The organism is Synechocystis sp. CACIAM 05, assembly GCF_010222815.1.
Classification (GTDB): Bacteria; Cyanobacteriota; Cyanobacteriia; order Cyanobacteriales; family Microcystaceae; genus Synechocystis.
In genome coordinates, this window is sequence record NZ_CP019225.1 from 324,025 (window position 1) to 338,040 (window position 14,016).

The 14,016-nt window shown below is 49.2% G+C and carries 11 protein-coding genes; 7 read left to right on the forward strand and 4 right to left on the reverse strand.

The genetic code is table 11. The annotated features are described in order from the left end of the window. Positions 1–326: hypothetical protein (locus BWK47_RS01545; RefSeq protein WP_336234936.1), on the forward strand; the 326-nt coding region annotated here is incomplete at its 5' end. Here BWK47_RS01545 and BWK47_RS01550 read toward each other — a convergent pair. The 4 genes from BWK47_RS01550 to BWK47_RS01565 all read right to left on the reverse strand — a co-directional run bounded on the left by BWK47_RS01550 (position 323) and on the right by BWK47_RS01565 (position 4,246). Next, on the reverse strand, positions 323–829 hold the full coding sequence (locus tag BWK47_RS01550) for a TniQ family protein (RefSeq protein ID WP_162327304.1): 507 nt from the start codon (positions 827–829) through the stop codon (positions 323–325). The two genes, BWK47_RS01545 and BWK47_RS01550, sit on opposite strands and share 4 nt — an antisense overlap. Continuing rightward, on the reverse strand, positions 826–1,665 hold the full coding sequence (locus BWK47_RS01555) for a TniB family NTP-binding protein (protein WP_162327305.1): 840 nt from the start codon (positions 1,663–1,665) through the stop codon (positions 826–828). The genes BWK47_RS01550 and BWK47_RS01555 overlap by 4 nt, the downstream gene beginning before the upstream one ends. Next, positions 1,659–3,320: a Mu transposase C-terminal domain-containing protein gene (locus BWK47_RS01560; RefSeq protein WP_162327306.1), complete on the reverse strand. Its 1,662-nt coding sequence runs from the start codon at positions 3,318–3,320 to the stop codon at positions 1,659–1,661. The genes BWK47_RS01555 and BWK47_RS01560 overlap by 7 nt, the downstream gene beginning before the upstream one ends. 263 nt (positions 3,321–3,583) lie before the next feature. Continuing rightward, positions 3,584–4,246 (reverse strand): hypothetical protein, encoded by a 663-nt coding sequence (locus tag BWK47_RS01565; protein ID WP_162327307.1) that lies wholly within the window; start codon positions 4,244–4,246, stop codon positions 3,584–3,586. Positions 4,247–4,356: 110 nt separating this feature from the next. On the opposite strand from BWK47_RS01565, the gene BWK47_RS01570 reads away from it, so the two are divergent. The 6 genes from BWK47_RS01570 to BWK47_RS01595 all read left to right on the forward strand — a co-directional run bounded on the left by BWK47_RS01570 (position 4,357) and on the right by BWK47_RS01595 (position 13,978). After that, the gene (locus tag BWK47_RS01570; RefSeq protein WP_162327308.1) at positions 4,357–7,971 is read left to right on the forward strand and encodes a cadherin domain-containing protein; all 3,615 of its coding nucleotides are present in this window, start codon (positions 4,357–4,359) and stop codon (positions 7,969–7,971) included. A gap of 153 nt (positions 7,972–8,124) precedes the next feature. Then, positions 8,125–10,032: a sulfite reductase, ferredoxin dependent gene (gene sir / locus BWK47_RS01575; RefSeq protein WP_162327309.1), complete on the forward strand. Its 1,908-nt coding sequence runs from the start codon at positions 8,125–8,127 to the stop codon at positions 10,030–10,032. A gap of 198 nt (positions 10,033–10,230) precedes the next feature. Next, complete coding sequence (locus tag BWK47_RS01580; RefSeq protein ID WP_162327310.1) at positions 10,231–11,157, forward strand: FTR1 family protein; 927 nt, start codon at positions 10,231–10,233, stop codon at positions 11,155–11,157. Between the two features lie 99 nt (positions 11,158–11,256). After that, positions 11,257–12,432 carry a DNA polymerase III subunit beta gene (dnaN, locus tag BWK47_RS01585; protein WP_162327311.1) on the forward strand — a complete coding sequence of 392 codons (1,176 nt, stop codon included), beginning with the start codon at positions 11,257–11,259 and terminating at the stop codon, positions 12,430–12,432. Positions 12,433–12,575: 143 nt separating this feature from the next. After that, complete coding sequence (gene trpA / locus BWK47_RS01590; protein ID WP_162327312.1) at positions 12,576–13,370, forward strand: tryptophan synthase subunit alpha; 795 nt, start codon at positions 12,576–12,578, stop codon at positions 13,368–13,370. Between the two features lie 158 nt (positions 13,371–13,528). Beyond that, positions 13,529–13,978, forward strand: coding sequence for a pentapeptide repeat-containing protein (locus BWK47_RS01595; RefSeq protein WP_431197048.1), 450 nt, complete (start codon positions 13,529–13,531; stop codon positions 13,976–13,978). Positions 13,979–14,016: the final 38 nt, after the last annotated feature.

The window sequence follows — 14,016 nt, forward strand, 5'->3', positions numbered from 1 at the left end:
CTCATAAACTCTCCTTGGTTAGGGTTTTTAGTTTAGAGCTTTCTCCCCTGTCCAGTTTTTGGGGGCCACCTCAGTGTGACCAGATCGAAGCCCGCTACCAGAAAGCCAAAGCCTACACCGACAAGCTCACCCAATCCATCCTTGCCAAAGCCTTCCGGGGTGAACTCGTCCCCCAAGACCCCAACGATGAACCGGCAGAAGCCCTCCTGGAGCGCATCAGAGCAGAGAAAGAAGCCGCCACAGCCAAACCCCAAAAGACCACCAAAAAGCGGGGTAAGAAAGCCTCCTCCCCGCAACAGACCATACCCGGCATAGAACAGGCCTAAGCCCGCTTCTGATAGCCCTCTAACGCTCCGTAGGGAGTCCCACAGCGTTTACAGCCACCAAACTCCCATAGAGCCGGAATCTCGAAATCAGCACGGCACTTCGGGCATCGGGACAAAAGTAATAGCCCGTGCTTGGCACAACGCCACGTTGACTGAAACTGCCACTCTAAACGGTGGTAGGATTCCTCCCCGCAACAGGCACCACAGAGGCGAATCGGCTCCATCTTCAGGCTTTCCCCCACTGGAGGGAGCATAGCCCTTAAAACGGCTACATCGATTCCCAGAAGGTCACCCAACGCCCCCAGTTCCTCTGGTGAAGGAAAAGGGTTATGACGGAACTTCTCCCAACGGGATACCACAGCACCGATCCCAGCTAGTTGTCCTAATCCGCCAGGGCTAAGATGGTTTTGTCGCCGCACCCGCCCCAGAAAATGACTAAGACTTTCCCCCGGCAGAGGCTCCACCCGGAACAACCAAGGCTTAAGCTCCATTTCTGTACTCATGAATACTCCCTGGCTACCTCCTCCAACACCTCCTTCTCGATGCGCTTATGCCCCCTAGAAAGAGCCTTAATCGCCGCCTCCCGTAACACCTCATCAAGCCGACCAATGTAGCCCTCCGTTGCCCTAGCTATAATCTTCATCATTGCCGGGCTGGTTAGGTTGGAAGCAACAGGAAGTTTTAGAACCTTCTCCTCCCAAATGGTTACAGTAAGTTTGAAGTCCTGCCCGGCCAATCTACCAAAACGGCGGTGAGATCGAAAACGGTTAAGCACCTGCTCGTCCTTCTTGATAACCGCATCTAGTCGGTCTGTACCTACCAAAACAACAGATATATCTAACTTGTCGTTAATGTCCCTTACCTCTGGGAAAATATCTGGCTTTAAACGGTCAGCCTCATCAATAATCAGCATTTCCACATCACAAGCCTTTAACACGTCCATGGCTCGGGAACGAAAATCACTTACCGTGCCTTTGACAGCCCGATAGTGTAATGCCTCAATGATTTCTTTAAAAAGCTCCTTTGCCCCCCATTTAGTCGGCAAAATAATGTAAACCACCGGCACTTTGGGAGTTTCCTGTCCCTTTTGTATGGGTTTATTCCTGAGCTGGTAAGAGGTACAAGCAATACTCTTTCCTGTGCGGGACTCTCCCACAAGACGACAGGACTGGCGAGCTTTCCGCTTTTCATCTAGCCAATTATGTAAATCAAGAACATGCTCCAAAGGGACTATGGTGCGACGATTAAGCCGGGTTATCTCCTGCTGTAGCTGGTCGTTATGTGGAGTGATCTCCCCGAGTTCTGTTGCAATGATCTGTGCTGGATTTGTAGTTAACATAGGTAATCCTCCTGCATTTGTTCTAAGTCCCAAACCTCAACATCCGAAATATCAGTCGAAATACCCCCTAGGGCCGCTTGCTCTTCTGCCACAGCCTTCTCTTGAACAGCCAAAGGTTCCAACTGCCGATAGGCTTGTTCACTCTTTTGGCGTTGTTTACGGGTCGGCTTCTTCGTTGCGGCTTCTCGCTCAATAACCTCTTGTACAATGGCGGCATTGTTGATTGTCTTGTCCCTGTCTCTGAGCCGCTTACTGGCGGTTTTAGCATCCTCCAAAGTTAGTTGTTCGGTCTCCAATCCTTGGGCATGGGCACGGGTTAAAAACACTTCCTTGCCCTCAACTTTGTCGTATCGATAGACCCAAATGGTCGTAATATCCTTGGGGTCAAAACGTAGCCCTACCGTTTGACCGGCATAACCTTGGAGGTTTTCCCCCTTGTAGTTAATGTTTTCAAATTGCAGATATCCACCCCGTTGCACCTGCCTGCGGGCTTGCTTCATCAAGCAGATGTCTAGTTCCCGCTCCGACAATAACTCTGGAGTCGCTGTTAAACCGGCTTCCCAACGCTGAATACGGGTTTGGTCTCCCATCCTTGCATCCATGCTTTGGTTATGGCGGTCAACAATGAAACGCACAACCAACTGTTCTAATTCCCGCAGGGTTAAACAGGCATCCTCCTCCGCTTCCTTGGGTCGTTCTTGAACGTTAGACCCGGTATAACCTGGTAGCGTTGACAACAGACCTGTGTTCAACGTCCCAAAGGGACGCTCCACAATCCCTCCTTCTGAGGGACGGTCTCGAAGCTTGAGAACAAAACCTAACTGACCGGCGATTTCACTGAGGTGATTCGAGCGGAAGTCTTTACCACCATCTGTAAACAGATATTGAGGAAGCCCGAATGTGCCCCAGTCACAGTGCAACTTATACTTTTCCCCGTATTTCTTGGGGAGTATGGCATGGCGGAGGGCAAGAGATACCACCTGCGAGCTAGGGGCATCAAAACCAATATTGATCCCAACAATGCAACGGGAATAGCTGTCAATCACCGTTGTTAACCAAGGACGCCCCAGTAAATTGCCATCCTTATCTACCAACAACACATCGGCTCTAGTGTGGTCACATTGCCAAACTTGGTTGCTGTAAGAAATATCCAAGTCGAACCCATCCCTGGTCTTCACCGACAGAGTAGAACCTTTCCAACCAGGGGAGCGAATGCTTTTCTTCTTTTTGTTGATTACAGGTTCCAAGACCCGCAACACAGTTCGATAGCTTGGTGGCTTCTCATCCCCTAGCTCTACAGCCCTGACCTGCACCCTCAACGCAACCTGCTTAGGGGTCATACGGCGACTGCCTTCATTCCCTTTCTTGTAGGTTTTAAGAATGAAGTCTGACCAGTCTTCCCCGATGCGGTGGTAGCCCTTATCTTTGCGGTTTGCCGAAGTTAGGGTTCCAATCCCCTCGTCCTGATAACGCTTAAACAGTCGTTGTACAGACCTGACGGAAATACCTAGACGTTGAGCGCCTGCTTTCAACCTTTCCCCATAAGTCCACCGGTCACAGGGCTCTAGCAGAGTTTGTATCACCTCTAACTTTACCTGAGCCTCCTCCGACAGCTCCTGGGGAATAGCAAGATTGTCTTTTGCTGAATCCTCCATCTCTTTCCCCTGATGAAAACATAATGTCATCTTAGCGCACCAACAAAAAGCGACGTCAAATCTGTCACTCGATAAAGAAGGGGGTTTTTAAGAAGACGACAATTAATTAGTCACAAAGACAAAATACGTCATCGAATTTGTCACTGTGTTGATTGAAGTAATTCCGAGATCAAGTCGCTATAATCGCTTGTAGATAAAGCTTTTAGCCGACGACACTAATTTGTCATCACGTCATTTAATTTGTCACTGTACACGAGATTAGGCTAGCGAAAATTTCCCGTGTCGGAAATGCTCTGATTGGTGTACGGCCAAAGGAAAACATTAAAATTTCTGCCGCCAATTTGTTCTCGATATCTAAACGTGTCTTTTTCGTAGAGACTCACTACTGCATTGAGTTGGTTCGCTAAGTTAAGGCATTGCTTAAATGTGGGGGAAGTATAACATTGCACATCAATTTGGTTACAGCCGTAGCGGGGCACCAGGTTCTTTTGGAATAGCTGAATGGAGCAAAAAATAAACTTACGATACTGGTTGGCTAAATACTCAAAATCCCTGGAGGAGTAGTTGGCAAAAAAATGGTCATCCACCTGTAAACCGTCCGTGTGGCGGGCTTCGTTAATAATTTGTTCAATGGTGAGGCGGCGGTATTGGGGAGATTGGACCCAGGCAATGGGAATTAAGTTATGGTTGCGGGCTTGTTGACTAATTTGTTCCTGCACATCGTCCGCTACTCCCCGAAAATCCAAAAATACAAGGCGGTAGCCCTGACTTTGAATATCCTTCATCACTTGGTCTAGGGCGTTTTGAGAAGCGTAGAAACGGATTTGGGGTTGGGATAACCAAGTCCCGTTGGGCACCCCGGCCAGGGCCATACTGGGGCAAAGTAAACAGATGCCAATTAAAAGTTTTTGAAGAATTCTTAACATTTCTCAGGTGAGGAAAAACGGGGGAATATTTATGAAAATGATGGTATATGATCCTTAAATTATGTTTTTGTCTTTTTTGCCTTAAAATCCACATCCTTAAGAAATTTTTTATGAACACTTACAATTTCTATCTGTCTTTGGTTCATGAGAAGTTATCCGTTTTTGCTAAATTGGAGGATTTTTGGCATAATTTCGACCTGATTTATGGAAATGACTACGATGCTGTCATTGCAGAGGCTTTACGGAGTAGCTGGGTCAAGGGTGACTTCAGTGATTTACCGGTTATTGAAGTGGTCAGTGCAGACATTTTGGGGCCAGCCTGGGGCGGCTATGGGGCAAGCAATAACACTATCTATTTGTCCGAGTCTCTATTGGCTTCTGGTTCACCAGAATTGATTGTGGCGGTATTGCTAGAGGAGATTGGCCACTATGTTGACGCTTTGGTTAATGCGGTGGATACGCCGGGGGATGAGGGAGAGTTATTTGCCCTCAGGGTGCAGGGAATAACCGTTGATCCCTCTCAGCTAGAACGGATCAGGGCTAATGATGATCATGGGACGATCACTGTCAACGGGGAGGAAGTCGCCATTGAGATGGCAACAGGAACAACAATCAGTACAGCAGAAACAACTGTAAATAATGACCTCAAATTTGAAGGTGTCGGTACGGGGACAGGAGGTTTAAATAACGGAGTTCTATTTACAAGTACCGGTTCAGCATCTTCCACTGGTACAGGGACAATTACAGTAATCGGTCAAGGTTCTCCTGATGGCACCGAAGACAACAATGCAGGAGTTCGTGTTGAAGGTAAGGTTACTTCCGTCGATGGTGCGATTTCAGTTACAGGTACCGGTGGTTCGGGCAAAAATTTTAACATCGGTGTGAATGTAGTTAGTGGTGGGGAGATTTCCTCCACAGGCATGGCCACAATTACTGTACTTGGGCAAGGCTCTACTACCACGAACCTTATCGACAGTACAGGGGTGCGTATTGGCGGCACAATTACATCCGTTGATGGTGCAATTTCAGTTACAGGTACCGGTGGCTCAGGTGTAAACAGTAATTCAGGCGTATCTTTGCTAACTAGTGGGAAAATTTCCTCCACAGGCACAGCTACAATTACTGTGCTTGGACAAGGCTCCACCACCGCTACGGGGGTTCAAAACTACGGGGTTTGGGTTAATGGCGCGATTACATCCGTTGATGGTGCAATTTCTGTTACAGGTACCGGTGGGTCTGGCTCCATTGCCGGTATTGGAGTTACAGCAACAAATTTAGTTGGTGTGCTTGTGCAGAATGGTGGATCAATTTCCTCCACTGGCAAAGGAGATAAGGCCGCCACAATTACCATCAATGGTCAGGGCTCTACCACAGCTAAAGATGGTGGCAATTTCGGAGTTGGTGTTATCGGCACAAATTCCAACATTACCTCCATTGACGGTGCAATTTCTGTTACAGGTATCGGTGGTTCTGGAGCAGGGCAAAATATAGGATTAGTAGTATCTAGCAGTGGCACAATTTCCTCCACGGGTACAGGGGAAAATGCGGCCACTATTACAGTTAATGGACAAGGCTCCACCACAGCTACTGGCAGTCTCAACCAGGGCGTTCGTTTAACCGCAAGCATTACATCTGCAGATGGGGCAATAACTATCAATGGAACAGGTGGTAGTGGCACAGAATCAAATTCTGGGGTGGCGTTGCGTGACGGCTCCATTCTATCCACTGGAAAAGCATCAGTTACCATCACTGGTGTTGGTGGTGCGGGCACAGCCAGCGACGGTATCAGACTAGAAAGCAATACAACTGGCTCCACAATTCAGACCAATAGTGGCGACATCAACTTAGTTGGCACTGCTAGTAACGATAATTTTGGCATAAATTTGCTTTCCGGCACCATCTTGAAAAGTACCGGAGGCAGTATTAACCTGTTATCTGATTCGAGCAGTATTAACCTCGACAATCCCGTTATTATTAGCTCAAAAGGGGACGTATCAATCAATCGGGACAACGATAAAAACACTGGTTCTACCATTGTTGGCTCAACGGTCATTATCACAGCAAACATCCTTTTCCTCAATGACATCATTAAATTTGACTACAATGATGACATTGACAGATTTGATACGATTGATCTTACTGGTGGACTGGATTTAAGTGGCTCCTCTTTAAATCTGGATAGCACAAACTTAAAAAACCCTGTTGCCGACACCTTCTACACTTTAATCGACAACGATGGAACTGATGATGCGGTTATAGGGACTTTTCAAGGATTAAAGGAGGGAGACAAAGTTGGAACCATCGATGGGCATGATCTTGTCATTACTTATCAGGGAGGAGATGGCAATGATGTTGGGATTCACCTCCGGGCCCCCGGTGACTCTAATCAAGCTCCAACAGACCTGAGCTTAGATAGTACAAGCATTGATGAGAATGTGTCTGATAACTCATTTGTCGGAACTTTTAGCAGTATCGACCCCAATGATGGCGATACATTCACCTATAGCTTCGTCGACGGTGATGGGGATACCGATAATAATGCTTTTACCATTGCTAGCGATCGCCTGACCATTAACCAATCTCCTAATTTTGAGGGGCAATCCAATTACAACATCCGGGTTCGTACCAGCGATCAAGGGGGATTATTCTTCGACAAAGAATTAACAATCACCATCAACAACTTGGATGAAGTGGCTCCCACCATTACATCCGACGGCACAGCAACAGCCATCAATGAAAATAGTGGAGGGAATCAGGTTGTTTACACCGTCACCTCAACAGACAATGGGGACATTGTAACGGGAGCAACCACCTACAGCCTCAAAAATGTCGATGACTTTGCTGCCTTCTCCATTGACAGTACATCGGGGCAGGTCAAACTAATTGCTAATCCTGATTTTGAAACTAAACCAAACTACAGCTTTACCGTCGTTGCCACCGATGCGGCTAACAATTTCTCAGAACAAGCAGTAACTCTGACCGTTAATGACTTACCAGAACTGGGTAAAAACCTCACCAATAAAAGTGATATTTACTTTGGCCGTATGGCCCCTGAGCTTATCTACGCCCTGGCAGGCAATGATTTTGTTTATGGACAGGGGGGCAACGATAGCATCTACGGTGGTATAGGTAATGATTTCCTTTTTGGTGGTTTGGGCAATGACCTGCTGAATGGAGAGGAAGGAAACGATGTCCTCTCTGGTGGCTTTGGAGAGGACTTTCTCAACGGTGGTACTGGAAATGATCGCCTCTTTGGGGATTGGGGTAACGATGTGCTCGATGGTGGGGCCGGTCGCGACTACTTAACTGGGGGATTTGGGGCAGATATTTTCCGCTTTCAATTTGGAGAATCTAATTTGGCCCAGCCGGATCACATCACTGACTTTACCTTTGGCATCGATAAAATTAGTTTACCCACAGGCATTCCGACCAATTTCAGTCGAGCCGCCGACAGCGCCGCTGCTTCTTTAACAAATTTGGTTAATGGCGTTTTTGCCGACGCAAATGGAGCGATCGCTGGGGCCCAAGCTTTAGCAGTTAACAGTGCCGCTTTGGTGCGAGCAACAAGGAGGGGCATTGCTGGAACCTACCTAATTATTAACGATGGTACGGCCGGTTTTGATCCGGTTAATGATCTAGTTATCAACCTTACCGGAGCTATTGGAACTTGGCCCCAAGAAAGCGTATCAACATCATATCTAGATCCCCTAGCTGTCTTTGCTTGAAGCAATGGATAAAACTGCAAGGGAAATTTAATTTCCTTGGCGATCGCCGCTTGACCAGGGGAATGGTATCTCTCGCCCACTATTAAAGTTAAAATAGGGTTTTCTGTGGATTAACCACGGACGATTTTCCCGTCGATTACATAGAGAGAGTTAATGGTAACCACCCCCACCGCTGCCCCCCGTAAACCGTCCAAGGTAGAAGGCATCAAGGAAAGAAGCAATTATTTACGGGAACCCCTGGCCACCGAACTGTTGAATGATGCTAACTATTTTACGGATGATGCTGTCCAAATTCTGAAATTCCACGGTTCCTACCAACAGGACAATCGGGACAATCGGGTTAAGGGGCAAGAAAAGGATTATCAGTTTATGCTCCGCACCCGCAATCCGGGGGGATTGATTCCGGCCCAACTCTACACCGCCCTAGATGATCTGTCCAAAACCCACGGTAACCAAACTCTCCGGGTGACCACTAGGCAAGGTTTGCAAATCCACGGTATTGTCAAAAAAGACCTGAAAATGGCGATCGCCACGGTGGTGAATAATTTGGGGTCTACTTTGGGGGCCTGTGGCGACATTAACCGTAACGTGATGGCTCCGGCGGCTCCCTTCCGAGATAAACCGGAATATGGCTATGCCTGGGACTATGCCAATAAGGTAGCGGATCTACTCAGTCCCCAGAGCGGTGCCTATTACGAAATTTGGCTGGATGGGGAAAAGGCCATTAGTGGGGAGGAAGCCCCGGAAGTTAAAGCAGCCCGGCAGAAAAACCTCCACGGCGCCAACCTGGATGACCCCAAGGAACCGATTTACGGCCAACAGTTCATGCCCCGGAAATTCAAAATTAGCGTCACTGTGCCGGGGGACAACTCCATTGACGTTTACACCCACGACATTAGTTTAGTGGTAATCACCGATCGCCATGGGGAGCTACGGGGTTTTAATGTATTGGCTGGCGGTGGTTTGGGACGTACCCACAATAAAGAGGAAACCTTTGCCCGGGCCGCTGACCCCATTGGTTATGTGAGCAAAGACGATGTCTATGACCTAGTCAAAGCCATTGTGGCCACCCAACGGGATTACGGCGATCGCCATAACCGTCGCCATGCCCGGATGAAATATTTGTTGGCGGACTGGGGGGTGGAAAAATTCCGCAAACAGGTGGAAAAGTATTTAGGCAAACCGCTCCAATCCTTTAAACCCCTGCCAGCTTGGCGTTACCAAGATTACCTCGGTTGGCACGAACAGGGGGACGGCAAACTCTTTTTCGGTTTGTCGGTGGAAAATGGCCGCATCAAAGACGAGGGGGATTTTCAGCTTAAAACCGCTCTGCGCAAGGTAGTGGACCAGTTCCAGTTGCCCCTGCGCCTCACCGCCAACCACAATATCCTGCTGTACGACATCAATGCCCAGGATAAAGCGGCGATCGAGCAAATTTTTCAACAGCACGGCGTCGTTACCGACCCAGAGGCGATCGATACCTTGGTGCGTTATTCCATGGCTTGCCCCGCCCTGCCCACCTGTGGCCTGGCGGTTACGGAGTCGGAGAGAATTATGCCCAGCGTCAACGCCCGTCTGCGGGATCTGTTAAACAGCCTGGATTTACCCAATGAAAGTATCGTCACCCGGATGACCGGTTGCCCCAACGGTTGTGCCCGGCCCTATATGGCGGAAATTGGTTTTGTCGGCAGTGCCCCCAACAGTTATCAAGTGTGGCTGGGGGGAAGTCCGAACCAGGAACGTTTAGCGGCAGCCTATACGGAAAAAATGCCTCTGGAACAGCTAGAAAGCTTTTTTGAGCCTTTATTTGTCTACTTTAAGCAGAGCCGTAAAGGCAAGGAGAGTTTTGGGGACTTTTGCCATCGGGTGGGCTTCACTGCCCTACGGGAATTTAGCCATGGTTACACAGCACCGGCCAAGGGCGGTAAAAACCGCAAAAACCAACGTCGGGTCAGCCTGTCCGATGAAATGTATGCCCAGCTTAAGGCCCGGTCTGAGCGGGATAATTGCCCAATGAATCAGATTGTGCAGCAAGCTCTCATCGCTTACCTCGGCAAATAATTCCTTACCATCATTCCCCTAAAGTTCCGTTGGCTAAACCGCCCGATCTCCCAAGTTTGGTGGCGATTTGGTCAACTGGGATCAAGTGGGCCGAAGTGCTCGGGAATAGCCATATTTGGAGACAAATTAGGCTCCTACGAACCAATTCGACAAAATTTCAACTATCTATCCCCCAGTTCTCCTAAGCCGTTAATCAATATGGATTTTGCCGCCGGTTTACCCATTTTTATTGTCACCCTGCGGGAAGCGTTGGAAGCGTCTCTCGTGGTGGGCATTGTGTTGGCTTGTCTCGCCCGGGCCCAGCAAATGCAACTCAAAGGCTGGGTTTATCGGGGGATTAGTGCTGGCGTGGTGGCCAGTGTTCTGGTCGGTTGCCTGTTGGCAGGGGTATTGCAGGGAGTTGAACGGTTGCCAGGGCCCTACACCCCCATTTTAAAAGCCCTTTTGGCGGCTCTGTTGGGGGCGATCGCCGTGGGGATGCTGAGTTGGATGTTGCTCTGGATGACCAAACAAGCCCGTTCCCTGCGGGGGGAAATCCAGGGGCAAATTAACCAGGCGGTGGAAAAAGAAGGAGGAGGTAAGGCCATTGCCATTGTGGTTTTCATTGCTGTGGTGCGGGAAGGTTTTGAAATGGTCCTATTCCTAGCCGCCCAACAAAATATGGCCAATCCAGCGGCGATCAGGGCGTCGGTGGCTGGCATTGGTACAGCGGTAGTGATGGCCTTCTTAATTTTCCGCCTGGGGGTCAAACTCAACTTGAAACTTTTCTTCCAGGTGATGGGCACCCTGTTGCTGATTATTGTTGGAGGATTGGTGATTGGGGTGCTGAAAAATCTCGATCTGGCGGTCAGTATGATGGGCTTAGCCAATCTGGGCCTGGGCTATCTCTGTTTTGTCCCCGGTGATTCTTGCTTGCTGGGGCCCCTGTTGTGGAATTTAGCTCCCTGGTTACCAGATAATCAATTTCCCGGCATTGTGCTCAAAACCCTGGCGGGCTACCGGGATCATCTTTACCTATTCCAGGCGATCGCCTACGTAATCTTTTTAAGTGTCATTGGCAGTCTTTATTTCCGGGGTTTAGCCGACAATAGCAATCCTCCCCAGGCTGTGGCGCAAAAATCCTAGGTAGGGTCCAGCGTTTTCCTCAATTTTTACCATTGACCAAGTCTTTTCCTAACCTCCCTAAAATGGTAGGGTTTCTTTCCCCCCTTTTCCCGTGCGTATATGAAACTCATCTGTCGTCAAAGTGATTTAAGCAGTGGTCTATCCCTGGTCAGTCGGGCTGTTTCCTCCCGGCCTACCCATCCCGTGTTGGGCAATGTGCTTCTGGAAGCCGATGCAGACAAAAATTATTTACGCCTAACGGCCTTTGACCTCAGCCTTGGTATCCAGAGTAGTTTCACCGCCGACGTGCAACAGAGTGGCCGCATCACCCTACCTGCTAAATTGCTCAATGACATTGTTTCCCGCTTGCCGGACGGAGATATTACCCTGGCGATCGATCCCGATGGCGATGCTGGGGATAGCCATTTAACCACCATCACCTCAGAATCAGGGCGGTTCCAAATTCGGGGCCTGGATGCGGATGATTTTCCCGCTCTGCCCACCGTGGAAGGAGTCAAACCATTACTGTTACCAGTGGCAACCCTCAATGAAGGGTTACGGGGGGCCCTGTTCGCCGCCAGTACGGACGAGACTAAGCAAGTACTGACAGGAGTACATATCAAAGGCAGTAGCGACAGTTTGGAATTTGCGGCCACTGATGGGCACCGGTTAGCGGTGGTGGAAGCCCCCACCCAGATTGAAAATGATGAAGGGGAAGCGGTGGTTACGGGCAGTGACCTGGCGGATTTTGCCGTTACCATTCCGGCCCGGGCTTTGCGGGAATTAGAAAGAATGGTGGCCAGCCAAGGTAACAGTGATTTAGTTTCCCTGGTGGTGAATGATACCCAGGTAATTTTTGAGTTGGGGGATCAACGGTTAACGAGCCGTAAGTTAGAGGGGGCCTATCCCGCCTATGACCAGCTTATTCCCCGGCAGTTTAGTCGCACCGTCACCATGGAGCGCAAACGGTTAATCACTTCCTTGGAAAGGGTTTCTGTGCTGGCCGACCAAAAAAATAACTTGGTCACCTTCACCTTACAAAGCCCCGGTAATCAACTGCAGTTGGCAGTGGAAGCCCAGGATTTGGGCCATGGGGAAGAATCCATGGGGGCGGAAATCATTGGCGAAGGGGGGCAAATTGCGTTCAATATCAAATATTTAATGGATGGCCTGAAAGCTTTACCTAGCAATGATATTCAAATGCAACTTAATGAAGGCAATCAACCAGTAATTTTTACTCCCCTGGGAGGGTTGAAAATGACCTATCTAGTCATGCCAGTGCGTTTGGTGAATTAGGTTGAGCAAATCCTTTGGGGATTGGCCATGGGACTATGGCAAAATATGTGAGGCTCAGAGCAAGGCTTATTGTTGGTTGCTCTGTCCGTTCCAGGGAGATGATCCCAATCCCACCTTCCTTTTTGTCCTAGCCTAGCCTGCCCATGAACGCTGTTGCCGCTTGTTTTAATGCCCTTCGTCAACGGGGGGAATGTGCTTTGATTCCTTTCCTCACAGCGGGGGATCCGGATTTAGCCACCACAGCCGAGGCGTTGCGAATTCTAGACCGGGCAGGGGCGGATTTAATTGAGTTGGGAGTGCCCTATTCCGATCCTCTGGCTGATGGCCCGGTTATTCAAGCAGCGGCCACCAGGGCTTTACAAAAGGGGGTCAAGTTGGATGATGTGCTCGCCATTGTCCGAGAAGTTCACCAAGATATTGCCGCCCCGATAATTTTATTTACCTATTACAACCCTATTTTTTATCAGGGTGTGGAGGTTTTCCTCGACAAAATCAAGGCCGCTGGGGTGAAAGGTTTGGTGGTGCCGGATTTACCCCTAGAGGAGTCCGATCGCCTGTTGGAAGCGACGGCGGAAAGGGGGTTGGAGTTAATTTTGTTGGTGGCCCCCACCAGTTCCCCAGAAAGACAAACGGCGATCGCCAAAAAGTCCCAGGGCTTTGTTTACTTGGTCAGCGTGACAGGGGTGACGGGGGTGAGAACGGAAGTGGGATCGAGGGTGGAAACATTGTTAGCCGAGATGCGCCAGGTCACCGACAAACCCATTGGAGTGGGTTTTGGTATTTCCCAACCGGAACAGGCTGAGCAGGTGAAAGCTTGGGGCGCAGATGCAGTAATTGTAGGAAGCGCCATGGTTAAGCGTTTAGCGGAAGGAACCCCGACGGAAGGATTGCAAGCTTTGGAAACTTTTTGCCGGGAACTGAAAACGGCCATCAGTTAAAGAAAGTTAGTACGGTTAGCAAGGCTTAAAAGAAGCATAATTTCGGCAAAATTAAGGGCGGAAATCCCCATCCCCCAAGGAAATTAGCCCGTTTGGGTGAAGACAGCTTGGGCAGTCTCCCTTTATCGTGAGATTAACTGAGCGAGAGGAGAAAGATGATGAAAACGATCAAAAGTCCATTAATTGCCCTTGGCCTAATTTTTGCTAGCCCCCTCCTATGGGGAGGAACGGCGATCGCCGAAAATGCAAATCAAGTTCAACAACTGCTGGAAACCAATGCCTGCATGAACTGTGATTTATCCGGGGCTGACTTGTCCGGAGCCCATCTGATTGGGGCGGATTTACGTAATGCCAATTTATCCGGTACTAACCTCAACGAAGCTAACTTGGAAGGGGCTGATTTGACTGGCGCCAATCTGCAAAATGCCGATCTGCGAGGAGCCATGGTCACCAATGCCACCCTCAACCGAGCTAATTTGACTTCGGCTAACTTTGCCTTTGCTAAACTCTACGACGTGGATGTGACCGGTGCCACCGTTGAGGGTATGAACATCCAAAATGCGGAAATTTACAACACGGGCATTGGTATTGGCGGCGGCGACGATTGATGGCCTTGACTGGAGTTGGGCGAGGAAAAGGCGATCGC

Bases quoted from the DNA above. Each gene is read 5' to 3' on its own strand.
- BWK47_RS01580 (WP_162327310.1), top strand. From the start codon at position 10,231: ATGGATTTTGCCGCCGGTTTACCCATTTTTATTGTCACCCTGCGGGAA.
- BWK47_RS01555 (WP_162327305.1), bottom strand. From the start codon at position 1,665: ATGTTAACTACAAATCCAGCACAGATCATTGCAACAGAACTCGGGGAG.
- dnaN (WP_162327311.1), top strand. From the start codon at position 11,257: ATGAAACTCATCTGTCGTCAAAGTGATTTAAGCAGTGGTCTATCCCTG.
- trpA (WP_162327312.1), top strand. From the start codon at position 12,576: ATGAACGCTGTTGCCGCTTGTTTTAATGCCCTTCGTCAACGGGGGGAA.
- BWK47_RS01560 (WP_162327306.1), bottom strand. From the start codon at position 3,320: ATGGAGGATTCAGCAAAAGACAATCTTGCTATTCCCCAGGAGCTGTCG.
- BWK47_RS01550 (WP_162327304.1), bottom strand. From the start codon at position 829: ATGAGTACAGAAATGGAGCTTAAGCCTTGGTTGTTCCGGGTGGAGCCT.
- sir (WP_162327309.1), top strand. From the start codon at position 8,125: ATGGTAACCACCCCCACCGCTGCCCCCCGTAAACCGTCCAAGGTAGAA.
- BWK47_RS01565 (WP_162327307.1), bottom strand. From the start codon at position 4,246: ATGTTAAGAATTCTTCAAAAACTTTTAATTGGCATCTGTTTACTTTGC.
- BWK47_RS01570 (WP_162327308.1), top strand. From the start codon at position 4,357: ATGAACACTTACAATTTCTATCTGTCTTTGGTTCATGAGAAGTTATCC.
- BWK47_RS01595 (WP_431197048.1), top strand. From the start codon at position 13,529: ATGAAAACGATCAAAAGTCCATTAATTGCCCTTGGCCTAATTTTTGCT.